Genomic DNA, 26507 nt, shown 5'->3' on the forward strand with positions numbered 1-26507 from the left:
CAATGTTTTATCACTTTTTTTATCCGCTTAGTTCGGACTATTCGATATTCAATGTCTTCAAGTACATCACATTCCGGTCGGCTTATGCCGGAATCACGGCATTGGCTTTGAGCCTGATCCTGGGGAAATTGATGATAAGGACTTTGCAAAAACTTCAGATACGGGAAAAGATTCGCAGCGATGGCCCACAACACCACAGCTCCAAATCTGGCACTCCAACAATGGGCGGTCTGCTAATCCTGGCTACCTTTATAGGTTCCACTCTGCTCTGGGCTGATTTGAGCAACTATTATATCTGGGTTGTTGTCCTTACCGCTGTTGGGTTTGGCGCAATCGGGTTATGGGATGATTTCCTCAAGTTAAGAAAAGGGGATGGCATAACAGCAAAAGAAAAAATTTTTCTGCAAATACTGTTGAGCCTGGGTATTGGAGTTTATTTGCTGTATTTCGATCCTTCCCGTGCTGAATACGCAACGCTCTTGTCGGTTCCCTTTTTTAAAAGTTTCCAACCAGACCTTGGTTTTGCCTACCTGTTTTTTATCGTTTTCATTATTGTGGGCACCTCCAATGCGGTCAACCTGACAGACGGCCTTGATGGATTGGCTATCGGCCCCATTATTGTTGCCACATTCACTTACACCGGCATCGTTTATATTTCCGGTCATTTTAATTTCTCGGAATACTTGCGCATTCAGCACATTAAAGATGCGGGAGAGATTGCAGTCGCAAGCTCAGCAATCCTCGGTGCCAGCCTGGGTTTCCTTTGGTACAACTCATACCCTGCTCAAATATTTATGGGGGATGTTGGGTCCTTGTCTTTGGGAGGGGTTCTTGGAACTATCGCAGTAATCGTAAAACATGAACTGCTTTTAATCCTCGTAGGTGGCATTTTCGTGATTGAAGCTCTTTCTGTGATCATACAGGTAGGTTATTTCAAATACACAGGTGGAAAACGTTTTTTCAAAATGGCTCCTCTTCACCACCACTTTGAAGAGTTAGGGTGGTCGGAGCCCAAGGTCATAGTGCGGTTTTGGATAGTAGCCGTAGTGTTAGCCATGATTAGCCTCAGCACTTTGAAACTAAGGTAATGATGGAACTCAAAAACAAAAAATTATCTGTAATAGGCCTTGGCCAAACGGGAGTTGCTGTAGCCAATTTTCTTTCCAGGCATGGCGCCAGTGTCACGGTGTCTGATGGAAAACCTCGCGAACAATTATTAGAACCATTGGAAAAACTATGCGCAGACATCAAGACCCGTTTCCAAAATCCTGAACCCCCTTCTGACACTGAAGGAGTGGTGCTAAGCCCGGGAGTGGATATTCATTCACCGTTTCTTCAGCAAGCTAGAAAGAAAGGAATCGAAATCATTAGCGAAATTGAGCTGGCAAACAGATTTAATACTGTTCCTATTATTGCCATAACAGGAACCAATGGGAAATCTACTTGCACCAGCCTGACAGCTGAAATCATTTCGCAGGCAGGAGTGAAAGTGCAAGCCGGTGGAAATCTTGGAACGCCTTTTATTTCTTTGCTTGATCAAGGGGATGCAAACTACAGGGTTCTTGAGCTTTCCAGTTTTCAAATGGAAGCCACTTCAGGTCTTCATCCTGTTATATCCGTCATTCTCAACATAAGCCCTGACCATATGGACCGGCACAAGAATTTCGAAACCTATGTTGAGTTAAAGAAAAAAGTATTTGCCTGTCAAACTAAAGATGATTTTTTGATACTGAATCAGGATGATCCGAACACCCGTGATCTGGGAAAAGATTGCCCGGCAGAATGTATTTTATTCAGCGCCCGGATTGAATTGAAAAAAGGTGTCTTTGTCCGCGGAAATAAAGTCATAGCCAGGCTTAATGATTGTGAAATAGAAGTGTTGTCCCTTGACTCTCTTTCTCAGGGAATGCAATGGCAAGTTGAAAACATCCTGCCCGCTATCGCTATAGCCTTACTTCTGAATATACCGAAGGATGCTATTGAACGGGCCTTGAAAAATTTCAAGAGTCTTGAGCATCGTTTGGAATGGGTCCGTACCCTGAACGGTGTTGATTTTGTCAATGATTCAAAGGGAACGAACGTGGGCTCTGTTTGCAAATCTTTAAATACCTTCGACCGCCCTATCATTCTCATCATTGGTGGAAAAGATAAGGGCACCGATTTTTCTCCGCTTAAAAACCTGATGAAGGAAAAGGTCAAGCACCTGGTTTTGATTGGAGAAACCCGGGACAAGTTTAAAGGAATTTTGAACGGAACCTTTTGTTACGAAGAAAGCAACAGCCTGGAAGAGGCTGTGGATATGGCCACAGCTAAAGCAGAAGATGGAGACATCGTGCTCCTTTCTCCTGCCTGTTCCAGCTTTGACATGTTTAAGAGCTACGCCGATCGTGGCACTCGTTTTAAAACTATCGTTAAAAATCTTGAAGGGTAGCAGATTTTGGCAACATCTCAGGCAAAACATTCAGATTCTTTGCTTGGTATCACTGTAGCCGTTCTGGTTTTGGTGGGTATCGTTATGGTTTTCAGCTCCAGCGCTGTATACGCCATGGAAAAATACAACGACTCCTACTATTTCCTCAAGCGTCAGACAGTATGGTGTCTACTCGGCACCGGGGCTCTGCTCGCTACCAAGAACCTGGACTATCACAAATTACATCAACACACATATCTCATCATGACGGTGACTTTTCTGCTTCTGCTGGCAGTCATGTTCCCTGGCATCAGCAAAGAGGCAGGTGGAGCAAGAAGGTGGTTATCTATCGGAGGTCTTTCTTTTCAACCTTCAGAACTGGCAAAGTTCGCACTGGTACTTTTTATCGCCAAGTCTCTGGTGAAAAGAGCAGATAAGCTGAGAAACTTCGCTTATGGATACCTTCCCAATTTAATAGTACTGGGATTTTTTTTCATCCCGATACTATTTCAGCCCGATTTCGGAACCGCAATGATCATTTGCATGGTGACTTTCACGATGCTTTTTATTGCTGGTCTGAGAAAAAAGTTTCTCTTTCTTTCAGTGCTGGCACTGATTCCTTTTATAGTCTCGGCAATTATGGGAGCAGAATATCGCACTCGCCGAATCATTGCTTTTCTCGACCCCTGGCAAGATCCTTCGAACGCGGGGTTTCAGGCTATCCAATCCTTTTACGCTTTTGGACGAGGGGGATACTGGGGCGCAGGACTGGGGGCCAGCCACCAAAAACTTTTTTATCTTCCAGAAGCGCATACCGATTTTATTTTTTCCGTTATCGGGGAAGAGTTGGGTTTTATAGGAACAACAGCAATCGTTCTCTTATTTTCAATTTTTATTTGGCGGGGATTCGTTACCGCTTATCGAGCCAAAGATCCATTTGGAACGCATTTGGCCACAGGCCTGACTCTTTTGATTGGGTTTCAGGCTTTTATAAATCTGGGAGTAGCCGTTGGGCTTCTTCCTACCAAGGGGTTGACTCTCCCTTTTATCAGTATGGGCGGATCATCCATGCTAATCACCATGTTGTCGGTGGGTGTTCTGCTGAACATCTCGGAACAGACGGTGAAACATTAACGAAGGTCTAATGCAAAAAAGAGTCGTAATAGCCGGTGGTGGCACTGGAGGCCACCTGTATCCAGGAATTGCTTTAGCTAAAGCACTTATGAGACACGATATGGATATTAAAGTTTCATTCGTAGGAACTAAGAGAGGTATAGAATCCAGGGTTCTTCCGCGTGAAGGCTTTGAGCTGAAAACTATTTTATCTGCAGGTTTACTAGGCAAAAAGCGACTAAGCCGCTGGGTGTCCTGGGTCAAACTTCCAATAGGAACTGCTCAATCCATGTGTTTCCTGCTCAACAAGCGACCGAACCTTGTTGTAGGTGTAGGCGGTTATGCTTCAGGGCCTCTGGTCCTCTCTGCATGGATATTGAGGATCCCTATTCTTATTCACGAACAAAATTCTTTTCCCGGGCTCACCAACAAATGGCTGGGAAAAATCGCGGACAAGGTAGCAGTATCTTTCAAGGATTCCGCAAAATTCTTCCCCCGCAACAAGGTCACAGTAACGGGAAACATGATTCGAGATGAATTCTGTAAGCCGCGGGAGGAGTTTCCTAAAGTTTCTCAGGGCCTGTTTCGTGTGCTGGTTCTGGGGGGCAGTCAAGGGGCCCACTCCATCAATGTTGCAATGGTGGACGCGCTGAAGTCCCTGGAGTCCAAACGGGGGAATATCCATATCACCCATCAAACGGGTGAAAGCGATCATGAAATGGTCAAAGGTGAATATGTGAAAAGCGGTCTTTCTTATGAAGTAAAACCATTTATTGATGATGTAGCAGAACAATATCGTAAAGCTTCATTAGTTATCTGCCGAGCCGGTGCCACCACATTGGCAGAAGTAACCGCATGCGGAAAAGTGTCTGTATTAATTCCTTATCCCCATGCAGCTCACAATCACCAGGAGAAAAATGCCCGCGTTCTGGACGCCGCAAATGCCGGTGAATTGGTGCTGGACAAAGAATTGTCAGGCGATCGAATTGCTCAATCAATTATTCGCACTATGGAAGACCCTGACCGGTTACGGGAAATGGAAGATAACAGCTACCAGCTAGGCAACCGTGATGCTACTGAAAAAGTAAGGAAACTATGTATGGATTTGTTAAATGACGCAAATCAGAAATCCGGCGGATCCGGAAAAACAGAAGGAAATTATGTTCTGTCATGTTTTTAGGAAAAACACAAAAGATCCATCTGGTCGGGATCGGAGGTTCGGGAATGAGCGGAATCGCTGAAGTTTTGATCAACCAGGACTATGAGGTGAGCGGTTCTGATCCCTCCTCCAACAGGGTTACCGATCATCTGAAATCTCTGGGTGCTGACATTTGCCACAACCATAGTGCTGAAAATGTCACAGGCAAGCATGTTGTTGTTATATCAAGCGCCATCAGTGAAGACAACGTAGAGGTGCTTGCCGCCCGTGAACAATCTATTCCCGTTATACCTCGTGCTGAAATGCTGTCTGAGTTGATGCGGATGAAATATGGAATCGCTATTGCCGGCACACATGGAAAAACCACAACCACTTCATTGGTCTCCACAGTCCTGGCCGCTGGTGATTTGGACCCGACGGTAATAATTGGAGGACGAATCAAAAACATGGGTGGACACGCGAAACTCGGGCAGAGCAAGTATCTCATTGCTGAAGCAGATGAGAGCGATGGTTCTTTTCTCAGGCTTTCCCCGACTCTTGCAGTGGTGACGACTTTGGATGAAGAACATATGGACTATTACCAGTCATTGCAGAATATGAAATCCACGTTCCTGCAGTTTCTCAATAAAATTCCATTTTATGGTGCCGCAATCATTTGTCTTGACGATGTCAACCTTCAGTCTCTCATGCCTGGTATCAAAAAACGAACGATCACCTATGGGCTGAAATCCCAGGCCGATTACACCGCGCGCGACATTGCAATAGAAGGATTGAAAACCTCCTTCACCGTATACCACCAAGAGAAAAAGCTGGGGAAAATTTTATCCGCGGCTTTGGGCCGACATAACATTTGCAATACCCTTGCAGCGGTCGCAGTCGGAATGGAATTGAACATGGACTTCCATTCAATCGCTGAATCTCTGGAGAACTTCAGTGGAGTTCAGAGACGCTTTGAAATTCTTAAACAATCCGAGTCATTGGTAATTGTTGATGATTATGGACACCATCCAATAGAAATCCAGGCCACCTTGTCAACAGCGAAAGAAGTGTGGCCTAACCGAAGGCTGATAGTCATTTTTCAACCTCACCGCTTTTCACGAACCGAACACCTGATGGAAGATTTTTTCTCAGCATTTAACGATGCCGATCAACTACTCCTTCTAGATATTTATTCGGCGGGTGAAAAAGTGATCGAAGGTGTCAATTCGCAAAGAATCGCACAAGGAGTAAAGGAGTTTGGACATAAGAATGTGAAGTTTATTGAGGGAATGGAGTCTATTATCCCGCATCTTCAAAAGGTACTTAAACCGGGAGACATTGTCATGACTCTTGGCGCTGGAAATATTGGGGAGTTGAGCCACAAACTCGAATCCCATTTCAATGATTGATCGATCTCAATAGGAAGGATTGTTACCTATGCTCAATGAAGCCTGGAAACGCCGATTGATTCACATCGCCCATTCTGGAACGGGGAGAAGTTTTAACCTCAAAACCAAGATGGAATATCCCAAAACTGTTTTGGGCCACAAAATTCATCAGAGTAAAACTATGAGCCATTCATTTCCCTGGTTACACAAAGTAAAAGGAACCGTACTGCAAAACGAAATTCTAGCACCCTACACTTCGATTAAGATTGGCGGTCCAGCAGATGTATTGATTTTCCCTGAAGATCTTCGAGATCTTCAAACAATTTTGAAGCACAAAGGTTCCCAGCCAGTTTTCATTCTTGGTGAGGGGACAAATTTGCTTATAGGTGACCGTGGAATTCGAGGAGTGGTCATATCTCTAAAAAATTGTTTTAAAGAAATCAAACGGCCTCTTTTCTTCAGAAAAGAAACGGGTAATCGCAGGGCCGTTATCAAGGCAGGGGCTGGAGTAAAGATGTCTTACCTTGCCAAAAGTGCGGCCCGTTATTCTCTTAAAGGTATCGAACATCTGGTAGGTATTCCCGGGTCTTTGGGAGGAGCCATTGTCATGAATGCCGGAGCTGAAGGAACTGAAACAGGGCAAGTATTGCGTAGTGTGACCCGGATAACTTTGGATGGAGAAATTCAGACTCTACAGCGCGAACAGCTTACATTCGAATATAGAAAAACCCTTTTCCCGGGTGGCGATGGAATCATCATTGAGGCAGAGCTGGAACTTGAAGAAGGAGACCGAACTGAAATACAGAATACCATGGATCGACACCTTTCCAGAAGGTCACAAACTCAACCACTGACGGTTCCCAATTCAGGGTCTGTATTTAAAAACCCTGATGGCGACACTGCTGGAAGGTTGATCGAGTCGATAGGCCTCAAAGGGCTTTCTCTCGGCAATGCAGGTGTATCGATTAAACACGCGAACTTTATTGTAAATAAAGGCGGCGCAACGGCAAAAGACGTAGCCCGTTTGATTGAAAATATTCAAAAAGAAGTTAAGGAAAAGACTGGTATTGAATTGCAAACTGAGGTTGTCAGTGCAGGCGAATGACTTGGAGGAAAATTATTATTAAATCGGTCCGCAAACAAAGGTCACCCCTCCTTCCTTTGTTCTCCGGCCCTTTTGGCCAAGGGCCGGGGCGGACCTGTTTACACAAGGTGCATTAAAAGACTGTTGAATAATTTAGAAAATAAAACCATTGGAGTGCTCATGGGGGGTCTCTCTCCTGAGAAAGAGGTCTCAATCGTTACCGGAAACTCGGTCCTTGAAGCCATACATAGAAAGGGGTTGACTGCTTTGCCAGTTCACGTTGACCACAATATAGGAGAAACACTCAAGTCGAATCCGATCGACCTGGCTTTTCTGGCTCTACACGGCACGTTTGGGGAAGATGGATGCATTCAAGGCTTACTTGAATATTTCAATATCCCTTATACAGGAGCAGGCGTTATGGGCAGTGCCCTGGCGTATGACAAATTAAAGTCCAAGGAAATCCTGAAGTTTCATGGAATACCTACTGCTGACTATGAAGTGTTCTATAAAAATCAGAATGCCAGTCGTAGCCTGAGCCTTCCTGTTGTTGTCAAGCCAACCAATCAGGGCTCAAGCATCGGTGTAACCATAGTGAAGGATGATAGCCAGTGGGACGCAGCTTTGAAAACAGCGTTCTCTTACTCCGATGAAGTCATTGTGGAAAAATTTATTGAAGGAAAACTGCTGGCAATAGGAATGAATGAATTGACTCCCATGCCAATAGTTCACATCCGGCTCAAGTCAGGATTTTATGATTATGAGGCAAAGTACACAAAAGGCAGAACCGAATACTTCTGCCCGGCGGATATTACTGAGGACGAAGCAGAAAGATGCAGGCAAACAGCAATAAAAGTATTTCAGGTATTAAAAGGCAGAGGCTTCCCTCGTGTAGACGTAATTCTGGATAACCAGGGAATTCCTCAGGTGCTGGAGATGAATACCATTCCCGGGTTGACCCCTACCAGCCTGCTCCCAATGGCAGCACGGGAAATGGGACTTGAGTTTGATGAACTGGTGGTTGAAATATTAAAAACCGCTCAACTTGATTACATGGAATAGCCATGGATTTTGCTATCGCTGGACAAAAGAGCCCTTCCTCAGCATGGTCGGACCTTCGCACTGAAAGGAAGAAAAAACACAGGCGTGGTGGAGACTTACAAAAGAAGGCACCTTCGAAAACTTCGAACCATGATTTCTCATGGACAAGAATAATTTTTGAACTTGCTTCAAAACTTTTTCTGGCAGGAGTTGTCGTTTATTTATGTTACGCCAGTTATCAGTTTATGATTTCAGATCCCAGATTTGAGATATCCGATGTAACTTTCAGCGGTCATCACGAACTGAATGATAAACAGCTATTGGAATGGCTGGGACCAATCCATGGAGAAAATCTGTTCACCTATGATCTGCCTGGAGCCTCTGAAAGGCTGGCGAAGCACCCCTGGGTGCTTTCAGCTTCTGTACAAAGGAAATTCCCCCAGGAAATAATGGTCGAGCTGACTGAACGAGTTCCTTACGCACGTATCAAATTTGAAAAAACATATTTGATGGATAATTTTGGAGTGATTCTTTCAGAAGAAAAACCGGAACACAAACATCTACCCCTAATTGTTCAATCAAACAAAGGAGCGAAACCAGAAAATTTTTCAGGGGAAAAGGTCATTCAAAGTCTCAAGACCATGCATTACTTTAACAAACTTTCTTTTTTTAAAAATAACCCTCTGGACATTGCCGAAATCAAGGGTCTGTCCAGAATCATGTTTTTCACCCACAACAGAGATCTACAAATTCATATGTCCATGGAATCGTTAACGGAAGGATTTAAAAAGTTCATGCTTATGCTGGACACACTGGAGGATGACAGCATGAAAATCCAAATGATTGATCTGTCGTTCAAGGATCAGGTAGTGGTTCGCGATCGAATTTCAATCGACTCAACATCCATGAATCGACAAACCAACTAGGAGGAAACTGACCGCATGGCCAAAAAAAGTAATTATATAGTCGGGCTGGATATTGGAACGACCAAAATCTGTTGCATCATCGGAGAAGTCGTTGATGATGAAAAAATAGATATCATAGGGCTGGGTCAGTATCCATCAAGGGGCTTGCGTAAGGGAGTGGTTGTTAATATTGACAGCACCGTAGAGTCTATAAAAAGCGCTGTTGAAGAAGCCGAATTGATGGCCGGATGTGAAATCGACTCTGTTTTTGTAGGCATTGCAGGAGGCCACATAAACAGCATGAACAGCCATGGAATTATCGCTGTCAAAGGAAAAGAAATCACACAAAAAGATATTGATCGGGTTATCGAAGCAGCCAAAGCTATTGCTATCCCTCTTGACAGGGAAGTCATCCACGTTCTTCCCCAGGAATATATTGTCGACAACCAGGACGGAATTAAAACTCCATTGGGGATGGCAGGGGTGAGACTTGAAGCCAAGGTTCATATTGTTACTGCTGCTGTGACGTCCGCCCAGAATATTGTCAAATGCGTAAACAAGGCGGGCCTGGGAGTTCAGGACATTGTCCTCGAACAACTGGCTTCCAGCGAGTCTGTTTTATCTCAAGATGAAAGAGAACTCGGTGTCGCTATGATTGATATCGGCGGCGGAACTTCTGACCTGGCGATTTTTTATCAGGGAGCCATAAAGCATACCTCAGTACTGACCATAGCAGGGGCTCAAATGACAAACGACATTGCCATTGGACTTCGCACTCCAAACACAGAAGCTGAGAAAATAAAACATTCGCATGGGTGCGCCTACCCGTCCCTGGTTCAAGAAGATGAAAGTATCGAAGCACCAAGTGTCGGGGGACGTGAACCACGGACTGTACCAAGGCAAATTCTAAGCGAAATCATTGAGGCCAGAACAAGAGAAATGTTTGAACTGTTAGACCATGAAGTGAGTGAATCAGGTTATAGAGAAATCATTTCTTCAGGCATTGTCCTGACAGGAGGAGCTTCCAGCATGCAGGGTATGGCTGAATTGGCTGAGGATGTTTTTCAAACCCCTGTTCGAGTGGGAACACCCATCGGTCTTGGAGGGTTGATGGATGTCGTTAACAACCCCATGTACGCTACCTCCACAGGGCTGATTCAGTATGGTTCTAAAAGATTTAAATCAGGAGCAAACCGGGAACTTCAAGGAAGAAACCTGTTTGATAAAATTTTCACACGTATGAAAGATTGGGCAGATGAATTTTTTTAAAACCGGAGGATACAATGAGTTTAATAGAGTTTGATAACGAAAACGATTATTCGGCAACAATCAAGGTCGTTGGTGTAGGCGGCGGTGGTAATAATGCCGTCAACTCCATGGTTCGGGATAACATCCGGGGCGTGGAGTTTATTATCGCTAACACAGATTTGCAAACACTTGAAAAGTCTGAGTGCGCGGGAAAGATTCAAATTGGCGGAGAATTGACCCGTGGCCTGGGTGCTGGCTCCAACCCTGCAATTGGCAGAGATGCCGCTGAAGAAAGTGAAGACAATATTCGCGAGATGCTGGAAGGAGCAGACATGGTCTTCATTACTGCCGGAATGGGAGGAGGAACCGGAACAGGAGCTGCCCCTATCATTTCACGTGTCGCTAAAGAAGTAGGCGCGTTGACAGTAGGAGTAGTCACAAAGCCTTTTGCTTTTGAAGGGAAACGGCGAATGAGACAGGCAGAGGAAGGCATTTTGGAACTCAAGGATGCGGTCGATACATTGATCGTTATTCCCAACCAAAAGCTTCTCAGTTATGTAGGCAAACAAACTTCATTCACGGGCGCCTTTGACATGGTAGATGATATTTTGAAGCAAGCTGTATGCAGCATCTCAGACCTGATAGTCATACCAGGCCTCATCAATCTCGACTTCGCTGATGTCAAATGTATCATGGGAAGCATGGGAAAAGCCTTGATGGGAAGTGGGATGGCTACTGGAGAAACCAGAGCTGTCGAAGCTGCACAGAAAGCTATTTCCAGCCCATTACTTGATGAAGCGACCGTTGACGGAGCAAAAGGTATTTTAATCAATATCACAGGAGGAGAAGACCTCACCCTGCTTGAAGTCAACGAAGCTTCCATGATGGTCCAGGAAAATGCTCACGAAGATGCTCATATTATTTTCGGAGCAGTGATTGACAAACAAATGGAAGGGGAAATGAGAGTAACCGTTATCGCCACAGGTTTTGAACAGGAAGCAACAAGCAGGATTGAAGAGGCTGCCCCTTTGAAACAAGTAGTCGGTGGCGAGACCTTACCCGGTGAAGACTCGGGGTCAACCTCCTATAAACATTTAAAATCTCTGGCCAGTTCCATTAAGGAAGAAAACCCAGACCCTGGAAGTCTGACAGCAAATTTTGATATTCCAACATTTCTCCGTAAACACGCAGATTGATCAATGTTCGATGACCGGCGGGCAATTGCCCGCCGGCGGAGAACATTTCCAGGAGCCGAAAACCTATCTGCCGTTCACCTTCCAGTTATAATCCAAATAAGAAACTTTTATCTTACGACTCGCTAATAATTTTCTTTCCTCGCCCAAAATATATTTGCTGATAAATTTTAAAACTCCCCCATGGCTTTCAAAGTCATCTTCAAACCATTTGAATATTGATGACAGGTAAACCTTCTTGCCCTTTTCATCGAGTTTCATGCCTTTTTCCCTGGACAATAAAAATTTTCTCATTTGGTCATCTAACTGATCACTTAGTTTTTCAGCAGTGTATGCTTCCATACGAAGATCAGGACAACTTACTGAAGCACAGACGATAGCAACATGAATACGAGGCTCATTCATTTTCCTTAATATTTCGTGTTCAATATCATGAAGGGTACGTTCCTTGCCCCCAACAACTCCAGCCTTACGTTTCCAAACCGGGCTAAAAAAACTCCCGATATCTTTTATACTTTCTACAGGGTAATGGTCGGTGATCATTTTCACAGCAAGAATGTTATAAACATTTATCCAGAAAGCCAGCCTGGATTTATCGGACTCCAATCTACCCATGGGGTAAGATTTAAGTCTGGAAACTAAACTTGAAAAGGCAGGGTCATTTTTCAAACTGACATAATCAACAGCATTGATTGAAATACCGTCCACCGCTTTTGGGCTCACATATTTTTTGACCAGCACATTCCAATCAGAAAAGTCATCAGCTTCACCATAACCGGGAAAGGTAAGAATTAAAAATATTCCGAAAATCACAGATAGAAGGTGTCGACTGCAAGTTCTATCTTTCATAAGCATGAACCTCATTTCACAAAAATAAAGCAAACATAAACTTTATATTTTAGTATACTCCCAAAGTATTTCCTTACAAACAGACTCAATTATCAAGAAAACCATCCAATAATATCTAAAACCATTTATCTGCTGTTCTAGCAGGAATAATTCATAAGTATGAAAAACAATCTCCTATATATTTCCGACCTTGACGGTACATTATTGTGCCCCGACAGCTCATTCCCTGAAGACTATAAAAAGAGGCTCAATCGGCTGATCGATATGGGGTTGCTTTTTACCATCGCCACTGCACGAAACTATGATTCCGCGCACCCGATTTTAAACGGACTGAACATTAACCTGCCGGTCATATTGTTTAATGGTGTTTATCTGGCTGAGTTCAGCACCGGTCGCATATTGGAGCACTCCGATTATATTGATAAAGAAGTTGTCGAGAGCATGCTGGAGCTTGCATTACCTCAGGGCATTGACCCTTTCATTTATACACTCGGCGAAAAACATCAGCTTTATTATTTAAACGCAACAAACCCTGGTTCACAGGCATACGTCAAGAGCCTTGAAGGTGATGGAAGACTTTGCCAGGTTCCGAGGTTTAATTTTCATGAGGAAGAAAAGGTCTCTGGTTTTTTGCTGATCGATACACATGACCGTTTGGAGCCTATCTATCAATCACTCGATGAAAAACATTTTGACCATCTCAACCTGTACTTTGCTGAAGATGTGTCCATGAAAGGATATTACTGGCTGCAATCTTTCCATCAAGAGGCCAGCAAAGGAAATATGGTGAAAGTTCTTGCAAAAAAGAAAAATATTCCTTTAGATCAGATTGTTGTGTTTGGGGATTATTTGAACGATCTGGATATGTTTAAAATCGCTGGCCACTCAATTGCCATGGAAAACGCCCTTCCGGAAGTAAAGAAATCTGCCAATGAGATAATAGGAAACAACACAAATGGAGCTGTCCTGCAATATCTGGAGTCTATATGGCTTGAAAAATGAAGCCATTCAAATTAGACTGACATATGAATCATTAACCACAGAAGTAACCGGTATAAATAATCATGTCTGACTCCAAACAACCACAAGAACCTGAAAAAACAGTTTATCAACGTGATAAAACCGCCAAAGAGAGGAAGCCTGTAGAAGACAGCCCTAAAGGCCCGATCAAACCCAAACCAAAAATTAAAAAAGCCTTTGTTCCCACAAAGAAAACTTTCACTACAGACAAACCCATGGAGCACAGGGTGAGAAACATCCGTATGACATCTATGGAGTCCGCAAAAATGATTTGGGAAACTCTTATTGAGTACCAAAACGAGCTAACGCAACAGGAGATGGATGATCCTGACAAGGCTTATCATGACTGGGAAAAAATGGAGAAATTTTTTACTCGTCTCGCTAAAAAATATAGCGCATGTATGAGTAAAACACTGGGTGGTTCACTGGGTTGGGTTTACAAAGAGATGGAAATCGCCCCGCAAACCATGAACCAGGAGTTGATAGACAATATTATGAAGGCAGAGAAATTCAAGATTCCTGAGCCCATTAAAACAAAACTGGGTTTTCATATCATCATGATTTGCGAGAGCCAGGTTCATACCCCGCGCGAAAAATTTGTCGAGGAAGAAAAACCGCCGCTGTTTTGAACTTTCCGCTCACTCCCCTAAAAAGAACTGTTGAATCATTGCAACAACATATTCCTGCTGGGCCTGGCTCACCTCATGAGATATAGGTAGCGCCAAAGTCTCCCTGGCGGCTTTTTCCGATTCAGGAAAGTCCCCATTTTTACAGCCCAAAGATTTGAAGCAGTCCTGAAGGTGGAGCGGTATCGGATAATAAATTTCACAGCCTATCCGCTTTTCATTAAGAAATGATTTAAGCTCATCCCTGCGGTTCCCCGCACGAATTACATATTGGTTATATACATGTCTGGGAAACACTTCAGGGGGAAGTTGAATAAACGGGGTTAAGGCCGCATTTTTAAATAATTGGTTATAGGTTTGCGCATTTTTTCTTCTTTTCTCTGTCCAGCCCTCCAAATACCCAAGTTTGGCAGACACAACATCTGCCTGAAGAGCATCCAGACGGAAATTACCTCCCATCACTTTATGGTAATATTTAGGCTTCCCACCATGCACCCTATGGATCTTTAGCTGTTCATATAACTCTTTCGAATTGGTGGTGACCAGCCCACCATCTCCAAAACCACCCAGGTTTTTAGCCGGAAAAAACGAAAAGCATCCCATGTCTCCCATCGATCCTGCCGGTTTGTTTTTGTATTCAGAACCAATCGCCTGCGCGGCATCTTCTATCACTGCCAAACCTTTTTGCTTTGCCAGTTGCAGGATCGGTTCCATATCTGCGCATTGTCCATAGAGATGCACCGGGATGATGGCTTTGGTGTTAGGAGTGATACAACGCTCAATATGTTCGGGCTTAATATTAAAAGTAATATCGTTGATATCGACAAAAACCGGTTTGGCTCCAGCACGGACAATTGAACCTGCTGTCGCAAAAAATGTGTAGGGTGTAGTGATCACCTCATCCCCAGGGCCGACCCCTAATGCCATCAAGGCAATCAATAATGCATCGGTACCTGAAGAAACCCCCACAGAATATTCAGCCTGACAATATTCTGCCATCCTCTCTTCCAGTCTTGAGACCTTTGGTCCAAGGATGAAATATCCAGATCGAACTGTTTCAGACATTTCCTTTTCCACATCATTCAATATCTCATGGTAAGAAGCGGCAATATCGAGTAAACGTACCTCACGAACTGGTTCAGGAGGAGCATTGAGTTTTTCCTGCAACTGCCGGGGGGTCAGAACCTCTACATTTAAACCTGAAAAGCTTTCAGGAGAAAGCGTGACCACAGCATCCAAACCACAAGCTTCCACAAGACGAGCCAGCATGTCTTTAGCAAATGGTTTTTCAGACTCCAATGCCATATTTATATCATGAGCAGTAGGAGTCAATACAGCAAGCTGCTGCAAAAGAGATTGAACATTCTGCTCGCCGACCTCTTCCAAAATAACCGGAATTGAAGTGGATGCGACCCAGCCCCGGCAAAGTTTTTGACGACACAGGTTCAGCACAGTAGCATCCTGAATATCGCTCAAAGCCTGAATCAGGCAATCAGTATCTAAAAGTATCTGCATGAGTTAAGTTTAACCTTGATAATTTTACTGGGAAAAGTATTTCGGGAGAAATGGCACAGGCAATTGCATTCTATTCTCCTTTATTTTTAGTTCCCAAAGGAATATTTTAGAACAGTTGAAGAGTAAATAATTAAAATTGAATATCCTGACCTAGCTTTTCGCGAAGAATGATCTCTGCTGGGGTGTAGTATTTTTTATTCACATTACATTTTTTGCATGAGGGAACAAGATTGCCCCGCCGGCTCTTTCCTCCCCGGGATATAGGAACAATATGGTCCATGGTCAATTCTTCTGATGGAAACCGACCCCCGCAATAATGGCAAACGCCTGCCTGTATTTTTTCCTGCCACCACTGCGATTGGCGAAGCTTACGTGCCTTGGCTTTTTCTATTTTGAATTGTTGCTGATCCATATATATTTACAAGTCTCTGGTTTTTTCCGCCCAACCAGGGTCAATCATCAGCAGAGGCTGCCAATTATCCCTTACGGCCCTTACTGTTCCTTTATGGCTTCCCTTGGGATACCAGTGAATGTCTCCCATGTCAAACTCAAAGCCAAGTGCCGCGGACCATCGTGTTTTACTGGTCCAGAAACAAGATCCATAACTGAACTCAAAAACCGGATCAATATGTAGAATAAAAGTCTTCCCCCTTGACTGGAAAGGTTTGGCTATCTCATAGATACTTTGGATTTCAAGACGACTTGGCAGACGCCAGTCATCATATCCCCCCAGCTTTTCATGGTTTAGTTTACCAATATATTCCTGAGCATCATACCAGCTGATATTATTGCCGGTTTCTATATAAGCATAGCTTTCCTGCCAGACCAAACCTGTCTGCAAGTCTTTTATTGTTCTATTTCCATTTTCAACAAACCGTTGTCCCATAACTGTATCCAAAAGTTGCATTATAACAGAATTAGTATGCTCATCTTCAAGCCAGTATCCCCTGGTCAAAAAAATAAATCTTTTTTTTACAACCAGTTCTTCGGCAATCACATCCAGGCAAAACCACGAATAACGGACTACCTAGAAAGCAGCATTCCGCATAACGATAAAATTACTTGCAATTTGGTAATCAATACCCAACATTGGAAAGGTATCTAAATATTGGAAATATTATTAACCGGCATTACTTCACCAAAAGGCCGGCAATGAATTCCAAAGAATCAAAATTTCGAACTGACCAGAATCCTCCCTTAAAAACCCCTGTTTTATCAAGTCAAAAATATAGTAAGAATTCAAATCCTGCCGGCAAAAATCTCTCTCGAATCAACAATACAGCCTTGTATGCTGTTTCTCGAAACCAATCTATGAAGAGATTGAACATGCTGATTGGTAAAAGCAAGAGTTCACTGGAATCACTACAGGATAGCGAAGCAAAATTAAATCAATTCAACCATCATTTATCCTCCGTCAGTCAAAGTACCTGCTCTGTCATCGGTAATGAGTTTTTCAACAAACTGTCCCAAAGCCTGGCTTCAGTTTTCGAAGTAAACTATGTCATCATCGGAAAAACTACCGGAACGAATGGAGAAAAAGTAAAAACTCTGGCTTTCTGGGATGGGAGTAATATTGCCGAAAATTTTACCTACGACTTGAAAGGAACCCCATGTGAGAAAGTGGTAAACAGGGGGATATGCTATTTCCCAAACGTGCAGGAAAGTTTTTCCAACGATCTATTTCTGGTCGAGCATAACATTCTGTCATATCTAGGGGTTCCAATATTCAACATTAAGAATCAATTGATCGGCCTGATAGCAGTTATGGGTGAGACACTTATTCCGCGTTATGAACACTACTGGTCCATCCTGAATATTTTCGCGCCCCGATGCGCTAGTGAATTAGAACGTATGCATGCAGAGACTCAACTTGAATCTAAGGCTCAGGAATTGAAAAAAAGCAATCAGGTTCTGAAAGATTTCATAGCCCTGGCCTCTCATGAGTTGCGATCGCCCGCCTATAAAATTGCCCAATTTGGTCAGCGGTTATCTGAAAAGGTTGACTGTCTCGAACCGGAATCGAAGGATTACCTGCTTCGAATGCAAAACTCCGCATTAAGGATGCAGGAACTCATTAACGATCTTCAGGTTTTTTCACAAACCTCAATTAAGACAGAACTTACAAATAAAATTAATCTCGAAAAAGTTTTTAAAGAAATAATTGCTGATCTGGGTTTATCACCTCTCATGAATGATGGACGTATTCTTGTAGATACGCTTCCTACTAACGAAGGAGACCTGTATCAGGTTCGACTTTTGTTGCAAAACCTCCTGTCCAATGCCATTAAGTTTCACAGTCCAGACAGACTTCAAAAAATTAATATTTACAGCCGTCCATGCGGACAAAACAATTGGGCGATATCCGTCAAAGATCAGGGAATCGGCTTTGATGAAAAGTTCAAAGGTCGTATTTTCCTGCCTTTTGAAAGATTGCACAGCAAAAGTGAGTACAAGGGAACTGGAATGGGACTTGCCATTTGTCAAAAAATAGCAGAAAACCACGGAGGAAATGTCCTCGCTCAAAGCGAACCCGGGCATGGTGCCTGTTTCACAGTTGTTTTACCAGCCAGCCACAGTGAAAATCATGCAATTTTTCGTCCACGATCACAGGTGCCTTTCCGGCTGAAAACTGTAGCCACATTCGGGAATGTCCTCAATATCTTCTTTGCTTGAGGGAAAACGATGGCAAATGAGAGGTTTTTGCGGGCTGTCATGGACACGGCATTTATTATCCTTAGTCAGCTCACTACAAGGAAGATCCATAGAATAATAGAGCTGGTTTCTCTTTTCATCAGAACCAACAACCCGAATGCCCCTGAAGGATAAATAAAGTTCAAGCTCTTCCAGGCTGCCATGTTGCTGGATTGTTATATCTCTCACAACGGTCATATTGACCGTCTTACAACACTCGCCACAGGAGTGACATTCACCGGTTCTCAGAGAGCCTCCGCCAGTACCTTGCAATGGATTTTTGCCGTTAGCAGTCATATTCGTTATCTCGCGCTGCTTTTACGGCGGGCAGAGGTTTTTTTTGCCAGATGTTCTACCGTCACGGTAGTGTGAATCCCTCCACGTACATTGAATTCACCTACAATCTTCATCTTTCGTGGACGACAAGCCGCTACAAGGTCATTCAGAATGAGATTGGTCACTTTTTCGTGAAATCCACCTTCATTCCTGTAGGAAACCAGATAAATTTTCAGGGATTTCAGCTCCAGGCATAATTTGTCAGGAACATAACTGATATGCAGGACGGCAAAGTCCGGTTGCCCTGTTTTGGGGCACAAACAGGTGAACTCTGGACACTCCATTTCAATAATATAATCCCTCTCAGGAAACGGATTCGGGAAGGTTTCTACCTGTAAAACCTCTTTTTTATTAGTCTTTTTCATAATTTTAGTATTTTTTTCACTTTTTTTGAGGGTAGACCTTGCTTTTTAAGATTCGGGTTTTATATATTGTCAGCACTCACACCTCAAGAGTGCCAGACTAGCGATACCTCTAGCCAAACCTCTTCTGAATAAGGGAATAAGGCATTAAATTTCAATATTTTGTGGTTATTGGGCAGATTTAAGCACAATTAGTTTTTTTATTTTAATTAGAGTTTAACATTATTTCAAGGAGTCCATATGAAAATCCGACCATTGCATGACCGTATTCTGGTTCAACCCATCCTGGAAAAAGAAGTCCGAAAAGGGGGAATTATCATTCCTGACTCTGCCAAAGAAAAGCCTATCGAAGGCCGTGTGAAAGCAGTTGGCAAAGGCAAAGTGGGTGATGACGGCAAACCCGTCAAGATGGAAGTAAAAGTTGGTGACAAAGTCCTTTACAGTAAATATGGCGGAACAGAAATCAAATTTGATGGCGAAGATTTCCTGCTAATGCGCGAAGATGATGTATTGGCAATAGTAGGCTAAGCTTTCTTACCAAATATATAACGAATAAATCATTCACATCTCTTAGAGATAAGGAGAATTACTTTTATGGCTAAGCAAATTGCATATGATGAAAACGCCAGACATAAAATACTGGCTGGAGTTAATCAACTGGCAAATACTGTAAAAATCACTTTGGGACCCAAAGGCCGCAATGTGGTTATCGATAAAAAGTTTGGCTCCCCCACCATCACTAAAGACGGTGTAACGGTTGCTAAGGAAATTGAGCTGGAAGATCCATTTGAAAATATGGGAGCGCAAATGGTAAATGAAGTTGCCAGCAAAACCAGTGACAACGCAGGTGACGGCACAACCACAGCAACGGTTCTGGCACAAGCTATTTTTCGTGAAGGAATGAAAAACGTAACCGCAGGTGCAAACCCGATGGACATCAAACGCGGCATTGAAGAAGCTGTTAGCATCATTGTTCCTGAAATCCAGAAACTGGCTAAACCCACCAAGGACAAAAAAGAAATCGCACAGGTTGGAACCGTTTCTGCCAATCAGGACAAGGCTATCGGACAAATTATTTCTGAAGCGATGGACAAGGTAGGAAAAGATGGTGTTATCACTGTCGAAGAAGCCAAAAGTATGGACACATCCCTGGAAATTGTTGAGGGAATGCAGTTCGACCGCGGTTATCTTTCCCCTTATTTTGTAACTGATGCAGAGCGTATGGAAGCGGTCCTGGAAGATTGTTACATCCTGCTTCACGAGAAAAAAATTGCCAACATGAAAGATCTCCTGCCCTTGCTGGAAAAGGTTGCTAAAGGTGGCAAGCCTCTTCTTATCCTGGCTGAGGATGTTGAAGGCGAAGCGCTGGCAACTCTCGTGGTCAACAAACTTCGTGGCACATTGAATGTGTCTGCTGTCAAAGCACCTGGATTCGGCGATCGCAGAAAAGACATGCTCAATGATATAGCTATCCTGACTGGCGGAAAAGTGATCACCGAAGATATTGGTGTTTCTCTCGACAGTGTCGACCTGTCAGACCTGGGTCGCGCCAAGCGCATTACCATTGACAAAGAAAACACAGTGATCGTTGATGGTAAAGGTAAAGCCTCTGACATTCAGGCGCGGGTAAAACAGATCCGCAACCAGATTGAAGAGACCAGTTCCGACTATGACCGTGAAAAACTGCAGGAGCGGTTGGCTAAACTGGTGGGTGGCGTAGCCATCATCAAGGTTGGAGCCGCTACTGAAATGGAAATGAAAGAAAAGAAAGCCCGTGTAGAAGATGCCCTGCATGCTACGCGTGCCGCGGTAGAAGAGGGAATCATCCCCGGTGGCGGAGTGGCTTTCATGCGTTGCCTGTCTTCTCTTGATAAAGTCAAAGGCGACCATGATTTTAAACTTGGTGTACAAATCATCCGCAGAGCTCTGGAAGAGCCTCTACGGCAGATTGCTACCAATGCAGGGGAAGAAGGTACTGTTGTTTGCGAAAAAGTGAAAACTTTGAAAGGCAACGAAGGTTTTGATGCTAAAAACCATAAGTACACGGACATGATTAAGGCTGGAATTATGGATCCCGCGAAAGTTGCTCGCACCGCATTGCAAAATGCTGCCAGCATCTCCGGTCTCCTGTTGACCACTGAAGCAATGATCACCGATCTACCCGAAGAAAAAGATGAGCATGCTGGTCACGCTCATGGTGCCGGCGGTGGAATGGGTGGAATGGGTGGAATGGGTGGAATGGGTGGCATGCCTGGCATGATGTAATCCCATCGTTCCATTATAGGTAAGACACTAAACCGGTTCCTCTCCATGGGGGAACCGGTTTTTTTGTCTGGTTGACAGCCTATAAGTTTAGCAATATCATCAAAGTCAACAGGTGCACATCCGGCGGGGAACGGAGCACTAACTAAAAAGCCCCTGCTACCCACCAGCAAAAGTAATTGCAAATTAATCCTGCATTTAGTGAATAAGAGACTCTATGGCTGGTTCTATAAAAAAAGTCCTGGGAATGATTCTTGCCGGTGGTGAGGGAAGTCGACTTTACCCACTTACCCAGCAACGAGCAAAACCCGCTGTACCTTTTGGAGGCAAATATCGACTGATTGATTTCGCATTAAGCAATTTTATCAATTCCAGAATCTATTCTATTTACGTTCTGACCCAATTCAAGTCACAGTCCCTGGCCGAGCATTTGCAGGAAAGCTGGCGCTTCAGTTCAATACTTCGCGACCATTTCATTCTTCCTGTTCCCGCACAAAAACGGACAGGTGACAGTTGGTACCGCGGAACAGCCGATGCAATTTATCAGAACATAAACTTGATTGAAGATGGTGACTTCGATCTTATAGCAGTTTTTGGTGCCGACCATATCTACCGCATGGACTTACAGCAAATGATAGACTTTCATATTCGAAAGAGGGCGGATGTTACAATCTCTGCCCTGCCCGTTCCACTTAAAGAAGCCACCTCCTTCGGAGTGATCCAGGTGCAGGAAAAACAGAGGGTCACAGGGTTCAAAGAAAAGCCCAGGCGCCCAAAACCAATACCGGGAAAACCAAAAGAAGCCTTTGCTTCAATGGGGAATTATCTTTTCAATAAAGAAGCATTGATAGAAATGCTCTACGATGACGCCGCAAATGTAGACTCATCTCACGATTTCGGCAAGGATATCCTGCCTCGCGTATTCAATAAGTCACGAGTCTTTGCCTACGACTTTCGTAGAAACCGGATTCCCGGTATCACTAGAAAGGAAATAGGATATTGGAGGGATGTTGGTACGATAAAAGCATTTTGGGAAGCAAATATGGACCTGAGAAACATCAAACCTGAGTTCAACCTCTATAATAAAAACTGGCCCATCAAAACTGCGAGCTACGGAACTCCTCCGGCTAAATTCGTATTTAATGAAGACGGACGCCGGGGACAGGCTGTCAACAGCATCGTCGCTGAAGGAAGTATTATAAGCGGTGGAATTGTTCAGGACTCCGTAATCGGACTTGAAGTCAGCATTGATAGTGGAGCGGCTGTGATCAACTCTCTATTGATGGACAGGGTTAAAATTGGCAAAAACTGCAAAATCAATATGGCTATCATTGATAAGGATGTTGAAGTGCCTCCTAACATCACAATGGGGTATGACCTGGAACAGGATAAAAAACGTTTTTTTGTCGATGAAGAATCAAACATCATTGTCATACCCAAAGGTTTCAAATTCTCCCACTAGGCGTGGGGCCAGCGAGCAATTATACGTTGAACCAAAAACACTTTTTCCCGCAAAAAAAATATTACAATTTACCAGCCAGGGTTTTTCACATTTTTCAACACTCTCGATATCTAATCAATGACTCAGACCATTTCCGGAATTGACCACCTACTCTCCCAGCCTGAAAAATATTTAAAGGGTAATACAATAGGTCTGATCGTTAACCACACAAGCCTGGCTGGTGATGGCAAACATTCTATAGCCCATTTTAAATCCCATCCCGCTTACAGCCTGCATACTTTATTCGCCCCCGAACATGGTTTGTATGGCACCGCACAGGATATGATACATATCCCCGATGAAATCGACCCGCTTTCAGGCCTCAAAATAAAAAGCCTTTATGGAAAAAGTGAGACTTCTCTGACCCCCGATCCGGCATTGTTCGATGGAATTGATAATCTGATTTTTGATATTCAAGATGTCGGCTCGCGTTACTACACTTTCATATATACCATGGCTAACTGCATGACCATCTGTCAAAAGGCCGGCGTGAGAATGGTCGTTTGTGATCGCCCCAACCCCATAAACGGCATTTCGGTTGAAGGCAACCTGGTAGGCGAACCCTGGCGTTCCTTTGTGGGGCAATATCCCCTGCCCAACCGGCACGGAATGACAGCAGGTGAGTTGGCTTGTCTGTTCAATGAACATTTTGAAATTCATTGCGACTTGAAAGTTGTTCCCATGACCGGATGGAACCGTGAGATGTGGTACGACCAGACAGGGTTGATCTGGACACCCCCATCGCCAAATATGCCCACCGTGTCAACAGCTACGGTCTATCCGGGAATGTGCCTGATTGAAGGGACACTGCTTTCAGAAGGACGAGGCACCACCCTCCCCTTTGAACAAACCGGTGCCCCATTTATTGACCCCCATAAACTGGCAACGCGACTTGAGAAAGACTCCGATCTTTTACCTGGAGTGATTTTCCGCCCACAATACTTCAAACCCATGTTCCAAAAACACGCTGGAGAAATTTGCGCGGGACTCCAGTTCCATGTCACCGACCGGGATAAGTACAAACCCCTGCTCACTACCATCGCATTGCTTCGCGCCATTGCCGAATTGTACCCGGAGCAACTACAGTGGAGAACGGAACCCTATGAGTACGTCAGCGATCGTCTGGCCATCGACCTGCTTTATGGCAATACTGAATTGCGGGAATCTATTTTCGATGATAATTTCTCTTTAACCGCTCTCGAAGAAAGCTGGAAACAAGATTTAGCGGAATTTTCGAAAATACGAAACAAATACCTTATTTATTGAGCCCATAGCCCTCAGAACCACTGCCTTCAAAAAGAAAAAATATATTTTCCCTCAAATTATAAAAATATGAGACAATAAGCGGCTTGGAGAAGATTAATTCAAAATACCCTGTCAAAACCCGCCGGCACAAGACCGCCATATCTTTTTGATAAATAAGGGCTATTGGATTTCCGGGCATCATTTTCGCCTAATTTTTTATTTACCGCAAAGTATTGACAAAAACCGTGTGGGTCCCTATATTCCCACCTTGTTTAATGGAATAAATTCATGACTTTAAAGGAAAAGCTCCTTGCTGATATGAAGGAGGCGCTGAGATCCAAAGATTCGCTCAGGCTCAATACCATCCGTAGTGTAATTTCGGCTATCAAAAATCAGGAAATCAACCTTCGTAAAGAACTGGAGGAAGAAGAGATTCTATCGCTGGTAACCCGTGAGGTAAAAAAAAGAAAAGAAGCATCAGCCCTTTTCAAGCAGGGTGAACGAGTGGATTTGATGGAAAAGGAAAATCAGGAATTGGCTATTTTGCAGTCTTATTTGCCAGAACAAATCTCAGAAGAGGATTTACGCAAAAGAATTAAAGAAGTGATCTCGGAAACCGGGGCCGAAAGCATGAAAGACTTCGGCAAAATAATGAAAATTCTGGTTCCTGAGTTCAAGGGTAAAGCGGATAACAGTGTTATTAAAGATCTTGCGGGTGAAATTTTAAGCTAGTGTTTTCCAACCCTTAAAAAGTATTTCAAACAAGGCTCTATAAGAGCCGGGTTTTTCATAAAGATTTTATTTTGAAAATTTCAATTCCAGACCATATCATTGACGAAATTCGCGATCGCGCAGATATTGTTGCAGTGATTTCGGATCATGTCGTGCTCAAAAAAGCCGGCAAAAACTATAAAGGGCTTTGCCCGTTCCACTCTGAAAAAACACCCTCTTTTTCAGTCAGTCCGGAAAAGCGTATCTATCACTGCTTTGGTTGCGGCACCGGAGGAAATGTTTTTAAATTCCTCATGGAAATCCAGAGTATCTCCTTCCCAGATGCCATAAAGATTCTTGCCGAGAGAACAGGTATCCCTCTGCCACGAAATAACTCGGACTCTTCATCTGACCCCAGGCAAAAAGAGAGGGAAGCTTTAAGGAAAATCAATGAGGCCGCTACAAGATACTTTCAGTCCCTTTTAAAAAACCCGGAAGCAGGACTGAGCGCAAGAAACTATTTAACATCCCGGCATTTTGACTCTAAAACACTCGAGCGTTACCGTGTTGGCTGGGCGGCTCCATCCTGGAGAGGTCTGTTGACACATGTCCAGCAAAAAGGTTCCGTGGCACAGGAACAGCTCATTAAGTCTGGACTCGTCACTAAAAAAGAAGATGGTTCTTCAGTTTACGACCGTTTTCGTGGTCGGGTTATTTTTCCTATCAAAGACCTTCATTCAAACATAATCGGTTTTGGAGGACGCTCCATCGACGAAGAGAACCAGCCGAAATACCTCAATTCTCCCGAAACCCCTCTCTATCAAAAGAGCGAAACACTTTTTGGTATGGACCAGGCAAAACTAGCGATACGCAAAGAGAATCAGGTCATTCTGGTTGAAGGCTATTTTGACCAGATGCGTGCGGTTCAAAACGGTATTGAGCATGTTGTAGCCACCTGCGGTACAGCTCTGACACCCAAGCAGGCCAGTATTTTGAGAAACCATGCTGAAACCGCAGTGCTGGTTTTCGACTCCGATTCCGCAGGACGTTCTGCTGCTGAAAAAGGGTTTGATATCTTGCTTGAGCAAGGCTTGAATGTGAAAATCGTTGTTCTGCCGGAAGGTCAAGATCCCGATTCGTTCATCCATGAACAGGGGGCAGAAAATTTCCTGGAAAAAATACGCAACGCAAAGCCTTTTATGGAATCTTATATTGATGTGCTGGTGAAGGAATCACCCAATAAGACTCCTGAAGACAGAGTTAAAATGGCGAACCAGATTCTTCCATGGCTGGTAAAGATCAAGAATACTGTGGAGCGAACTGCCTGGTTGGAAAATTTTACTTCCAAAACAAATATTGATGACCGGACTTTTTTAAAAGAATTGAGCAGGGCCCTGGCCCAGAACCAGCCACGGCTCGTTGAAAAAGATAATGAACTGGTTCCACTTATAAACCTGGAGAAACATTTAGTTCAGCTGATTCTTTCCGATAAGGAAACGGCTCAGGCCATTTTGCTGGAAGTAAATCCTGACGACTTCTCTGATCCGGCTTTTAAAACAATTGCCAAAACCTGTCAGCAAAAAATAGATAATAACCAGGACTTGAAAATAGACCAACTGCTGGACCAGACTGAAAATCCCGAAATCAAAAACACCTTGTCTCGTTTAGGATTGGAGCCGGTAGAGTTTGATTCTCCAGAAAAGACAGCTCAGGATTGCATTAGAAAATTCAAGAATATTCACATTAAATCAAAAATCAAGGTTTTGAAGCTACAACGTCTTGATGCCGCCAAAGCCGGGCAAGTTGAAAAATCACAGGAACTGCAGGCCAGGCTTCGTGAAATGCATTTAGCCTTAACTCATTGACATA

General features: G+C 43.7%; 25 protein-coding genes. 19 read left to right on the forward strand and 6 right to left on the reverse strand.

Annotated elements, in window-relative coordinates; all coding sequences use genetic code 11:
- The first annotated feature begins 2 nt into the window (after positions 1-2).
- The 10 genes from F3741_05395 to ftsZ all read left to right on the forward strand — a co-directional run bounded on the left by F3741_05395 (position 3) and on the right by ftsZ (position 11523).
- Entirely contained in the window at positions 3-1088 is a 1086-nt protein-coding gene (locus F3741_05395; GenBank protein ID MZG30235.1) for a phospho-N-acetylmuramoyl-pentapeptide-transferase, read from the forward strand.
- On the forward strand, positions 1088-2431 hold the full coding sequence (gene murD, locus F3741_05400) for a UDP-N-acetylmuramoyl-L-alanine--D-glutamate ligase (GenBank protein ID MZG30236.1): 1344 nt from the start codon (positions 1088-1090) through the stop codon (positions 2429-2431). The genes F3741_05395 and murD overlap by 1 nt, the downstream gene beginning before the upstream one ends.
- A 3-nt stretch (positions 2432-2434) precedes the next feature.
- Positions 2435-3544: a putative lipid II flippase FtsW gene (gene ftsW / locus F3741_05405; GenBank protein MZG30237.1), complete on the forward strand. Its 1110-nt coding sequence runs from the start codon at positions 2435-2437 to the stop codon at positions 3542-3544.
- Positions 3545-3554: 10 nt separating this feature from the next.
- Positions 3555-4703, forward strand: a complete 1149-nt coding sequence (gene murG, locus F3741_05410; GenBank protein MZG30238.1) for an undecaprenyldiphospho-muramoylpentapeptide beta-N-acetylglucosaminyltransferase — start codon at positions 3555-3557, stop codon at positions 4701-4703.
- On the forward strand, positions 4694-6070 hold the full coding sequence (locus F3741_05415; protein MZG30239.1) for a UDP-N-acetylmuramate--L-alanine ligase: 1377 nt from the start codon (positions 4694-4696) through the stop codon (positions 6068-6070). Before murG ends, F3741_05415 begins: the two co-directional genes overlap by 10 nt.
- 160 nt (positions 6071-6230) lie before the next feature.
- Positions 6231-7154: a UDP-N-acetylmuramate dehydrogenase gene (murB, locus tag F3741_05420; protein ID MZG30240.1), complete on the forward strand. Its 924-nt coding sequence runs from the start codon at positions 6231-6233 to the stop codon at positions 7152-7154.
- Between the two features lie 123 nt (positions 7155-7277).
- On the forward strand, positions 7278-8195 hold the full coding sequence (locus F3741_05425; GenBank protein MZG30241.1) for a D-alanine--D-alanine ligase: 918 nt from the start codon (positions 7278-7280) through the stop codon (positions 8193-8195).
- Between the two features lie 2 nt (positions 8196-8197).
- Positions 8198-9100, forward strand: a complete 903-nt coding sequence (locus F3741_05430; protein ID MZG30242.1) for an FtsQ-type POTRA domain-containing protein — start codon at positions 8198-8200, stop codon at positions 9098-9100.
- A gap of 15 nt (positions 9101-9115) precedes the next feature.
- Entirely contained in the window at positions 9116-10348 is a 1233-nt protein-coding gene (ftsA, locus tag F3741_05435; protein MZG30243.1) for a cell division protein FtsA, read from the forward strand.
- A gap of 14 nt (positions 10349-10362) precedes the next feature.
- A complete protein-coding gene (gene ftsZ, locus F3741_05440; GenBank protein ID MZG30244.1) occupies positions 10363-11523 on the forward strand; it encodes a cell division protein FtsZ in 1161 nt (386 codons plus the stop codon).
- Between the two features lie 63 nt (positions 11524-11586).
- Here the strand turns inward: ftsZ and F3741_05445 are convergent, their stop codons facing one another.
- Positions 11587-12384 carry a DUF547 domain-containing protein gene (locus tag F3741_05445; GenBank protein MZG30245.1) on the reverse strand — a complete coding sequence of 266 codons (798 nt, stop codon included), beginning with the start codon at positions 12382-12384 and terminating at the stop codon, positions 11587-11589.
- Positions 12385-12528: 144 nt separating this feature from the next.
- On the opposite strand from F3741_05445, the gene F3741_05450 reads away from it, so the two are divergent.
- Positions 12529-13371 (forward strand): HAD family hydrolase, encoded by an 843-nt coding sequence (locus tag F3741_05450; protein MZG30246.1) that lies wholly within the window; start codon positions 12529-12531, stop codon positions 13369-13371.
- 62 nt (positions 13372-13433) lie between these two features.
- Entirely contained in the window at positions 13434-14018 is a 585-nt protein-coding gene (locus F3741_05455) for a hypothetical protein (protein MZG30247.1), read from the forward strand.
- 9 nt (positions 14019-14027) lie between these two features.
- On the opposite strand, the gene F3741_05460 is transcribed toward F3741_05455, so the two are convergent.
- The 3 genes from F3741_05460 to F3741_05470 form a co-directional block, all read right to left on the reverse strand.
- Positions 14028-15284, reverse strand: a complete 1257-nt coding sequence (locus F3741_05460) for a DegT/DnrJ/EryC1/StrS family aminotransferase (GenBank protein ID MZG30248.1) — start codon at positions 15282-15284, stop codon at positions 14028-14030.
- Between the two features lie 376 nt (positions 15285-15660).
- On the reverse strand, positions 15661-15942 hold the full coding sequence (locus tag F3741_05465; protein MZG30249.1) for an HNH endonuclease: 282 nt from the start codon (positions 15940-15942) through the stop codon (positions 15661-15663).
- A 6-nt stretch (positions 15943-15948) separates the two neighbouring features.
- Complete coding sequence (locus tag F3741_05470) at positions 15949-16437, reverse strand: DUF1566 domain-containing protein (protein ID MZG30250.1); 489 nt, start codon at positions 16435-16437, stop codon at positions 15949-15951.
- A 245-nt stretch (positions 16438-16682) separates the two neighbouring features.
- Here F3741_05470 and F3741_05475 point away from each other — a divergent pair, with 245 nt between their 5' ends.
- On the forward strand, positions 16683-18203 hold the full coding sequence (locus F3741_05475) for a hypothetical protein (protein ID MZG30251.1): 1521 nt from the start codon (positions 16683-16685) through the stop codon (positions 18201-18203).
- Here F3741_05475 and F3741_05480 read toward each other — a convergent pair.
- Positions 18135-18518, reverse strand: a complete 384-nt coding sequence (locus F3741_05480; GenBank protein ID MZG30252.1) for a hypothetical protein — start codon at positions 18516-18518, stop codon at positions 18135-18137. The genes F3741_05475 and F3741_05480 overlap by 69 nt on opposite strands.
- A gap of 5 nt (positions 18519-18523) precedes the next feature.
- Positions 18524-18925 carry an NADPH-dependent 7-cyano-7-deazaguanine reductase QueF gene (gene queF, locus F3741_05485; protein MZG30253.1) on the reverse strand — a complete coding sequence of 134 codons (402 nt, stop codon included), beginning with the start codon at positions 18923-18925 and terminating at the stop codon, positions 18524-18526.
- 234 nt (positions 18926-19159) lie between these two features.
- On the opposite strand from queF, the gene F3741_05490 reads away from it, so the two are divergent.
- The 6 genes from F3741_05490 to F3741_05515 all read left to right on the forward strand — a co-directional run bounded on the left by F3741_05490 (position 19160) and on the right by F3741_05515 (position 26503).
- The gene (locus F3741_05490; GenBank protein MZG30254.1) at positions 19160-19447 is read left to right on the forward strand and encodes a co-chaperone GroES; all 288 of its coding nucleotides are present in this window, start codon (positions 19160-19162) and stop codon (positions 19445-19447) included.
- Positions 19448-19513: 66 nt separating this feature from the next.
- Positions 19514-21184, forward strand: a complete 1671-nt coding sequence (groL, locus tag F3741_05495) for a chaperonin GroEL (protein ID MZG30255.1) — start codon at positions 19514-19516, stop codon at positions 21182-21184.
- 214 nt (positions 21185-21398) lie between these two features.
- Positions 21399-22643 carry a glucose-1-phosphate adenylyltransferase gene (glgC, locus tag F3741_05500; GenBank protein MZG30256.1) on the forward strand — a complete coding sequence of 415 codons (1245 nt, stop codon included), beginning with the start codon at positions 21399-21401 and terminating at the stop codon, positions 22641-22643.
- Between the two features lie 117 nt (positions 22644-22760).
- Positions 22761-23948: a DUF1343 domain-containing protein gene (locus F3741_05505; GenBank protein ID MZG30257.1), complete on the forward strand. Its 1188-nt coding sequence runs from the start codon at positions 22761-22763 to the stop codon at positions 23946-23948.
- Positions 23949-24215: 267 nt separating this feature from the next.
- Positions 24216-24659: a GatB/YqeY domain-containing protein gene (locus tag F3741_05510; protein ID MZG30258.1), complete on the forward strand. Its 444-nt coding sequence runs from the start codon at positions 24216-24218 to the stop codon at positions 24657-24659.
- A 68-nt stretch (positions 24660-24727) separates the two neighbouring features.
- A complete protein-coding gene (locus tag F3741_05515) occupies positions 24728-26503 on the forward strand; it encodes a DNA primase (GenBank protein MZG30259.1) in 1776 nt (591 codons plus the stop codon).
- Positions 26504-26507: the final 4 nt, after the last annotated feature.

Source organism: Nitrospinota bacterium, from assembly GCA_009873635.1.
Lineage (GTDB): Bacteria > Nitrospinota > Nitrospinia > Nitrospinales > VA-1 > LS-NOB.

Excerpts from the sequence above, each read along its gene's own strand:
- F3741_05395 (MZG30235.1), top strand. The coding sequence starts at position 3 with ATGTTTTATCACTTTTTTTATCCGCTTAGTTCGGACTATTCGATATTC.
- murD (MZG30236.1), top strand. The coding sequence starts at position 1,088 with ATGATGGAACTCAAAAACAAAAAATTATCTGTAATAGGCCTTGGCCAA.
- murG (MZG30238.1), top strand. The coding sequence starts at position 3,555 with ATGCAAAAAAGAGTCGTAATAGCCGGTGGTGGCACTGGAGGCCACCTG.
- F3741_05415 (MZG30239.1), top strand. The coding sequence starts at position 4,694 with ATGTTTTTAGGAAAAACACAAAAGATCCATCTGGTCGGGATCGGAGGT.
- murB (MZG30240.1), top strand. The coding sequence starts at position 6,231 with ATGAGCCATTCATTTCCCTGGTTACACAAAGTAAAAGGAACCGTACTG.
- F3741_05430 (MZG30242.1), top strand. The coding sequence starts at position 8,198 with ATGGATTTTGCTATCGCTGGACAAAAGAGCCCTTCCTCAGCATGGTCG.
- ftsA (MZG30243.1), top strand. The coding sequence starts at position 9,116 with ATGGCCAAAAAAAGTAATTATATAGTCGGGCTGGATATTGGAACGACC.
- ftsZ (MZG30244.1), top strand. The coding sequence starts at position 10,363 with ATGAGTTTAATAGAGTTTGATAACGAAAACGATTATTCGGCAACAATC.
- F3741_05445 (MZG30245.1), bottom strand. The coding sequence starts at position 12,384 with ATGAGGTTCATGCTTATGAAAGATAGAACTTGCAGTCGACACCTTCTA.
- F3741_05450 (MZG30246.1), top strand. The coding sequence starts at position 12,529 with ATGAAAAACAATCTCCTATATATTTCCGACCTTGACGGTACATTATTG.
- F3741_05455 (MZG30247.1), top strand. The coding sequence starts at position 13,434 with ATGTCTGACTCCAAACAACCACAAGAACCTGAAAAAACAGTTTATCAA.
- F3741_05460 (MZG30248.1), bottom strand. The coding sequence starts at position 15,284 with ATGCTGGCTCGTCTTGTGGAAGCTTGTGGTTTGGATGCTGTGGTCACG.
- F3741_05465 (MZG30249.1), bottom strand. The coding sequence starts at position 15,942 with ATGGATCAGCAACAATTCAAAATAGAAAAAGCCAAGGCACGTAAGCTT.
- F3741_05470 (MZG30250.1), bottom strand. The coding sequence starts at position 16,437 with ATGCAACTTTTGGATACAGTTATGGGACAACGGTTTGTTGAAAATGGA.
- F3741_05475 (MZG30251.1), top strand. The coding sequence starts at position 16,683 with ATGAATTCCAAAGAATCAAAATTTCGAACTGACCAGAATCCTCCCTTA.
- F3741_05480 (MZG30252.1), bottom strand. The coding sequence starts at position 18,518 with ATGACTGCTAACGGCAAAAATCCATTGCAAGGTACTGGCGGAGGCTCT.
- F3741_05490 (MZG30254.1), top strand. The coding sequence starts at position 19,160 with ATGAAAATCCGACCATTGCATGACCGTATTCTGGTTCAACCCATCCTG.
- groL (MZG30255.1), top strand. The coding sequence starts at position 19,514 with ATGGCTAAGCAAATTGCATATGATGAAAACGCCAGACATAAAATACTG.
- glgC (MZG30256.1), top strand. The coding sequence starts at position 21,399 with ATGGCTGGTTCTATAAAAAAAGTCCTGGGAATGATTCTTGCCGGTGGT.
- F3741_05505 (MZG30257.1), top strand. The coding sequence starts at position 22,761 with ATGACTCAGACCATTTCCGGAATTGACCACCTACTCTCCCAGCCTGAA.
- F3741_05510 (MZG30258.1), top strand. The coding sequence starts at position 24,216 with ATGACTTTAAAGGAAAAGCTCCTTGCTGATATGAAGGAGGCGCTGAGA.